General features: G+C 53.1%; 1 pseudogene. It reads right to left on the bottom strand.

What is annotated here, in order from left to right:
• Positions 1-148 precede the first annotated feature (148 nt).
• Positions 149-337 (bottom strand): annotated as a pseudogene (locus NE591_RS13460) (TetR/AcrR family transcriptional regulator); the annotation flags it as partial.

Here is a 337-nt window from a genome sequence, read left to right as displayed (position 1 = left end):
TGGCAGAGACAAGCGAGCAAGACCGGCAACGGGACGAAGCGGGGCGAGAGGCTATCAGGCGCCTGTCTCTGCCATGGGCACCACCTCAAGTTATAGTCTCGGTTAATAATGACTTAGTTATCTTTGACGGCAAAAAAAGAAAGAGCCGTCAAAGCGTGCGATATTTCTCCCAGCCCGCATTGAAGAACGTTGAAATGACCTCGGTCGTCGCGTTAAGCTCCTCGACGCTCTTCGCGTGGATGATATTCTCGGAAAGAGCGCTGTAGAACGCGTGATTGACGATGTGGAGAGACTCCTTCGAGATAACGGCTCGAGCCTTCTCTGCGCCGTGGATTAG

This window comes from Adlercreutzia sp. DFI.6.23 (genome assembly GCF_024462535.1).
Taxonomy (GTDB): Bacteria; Actinomycetota; Coriobacteriia; order Coriobacteriales; family Eggerthellaceae; genus Adlercreutzia; species Adlercreutzia rubneri.
The sequence above is the reverse complement of the archived record's forward strand: the minus strand, read 5'-3'. Positions and strand labels throughout refer to the sequence as shown.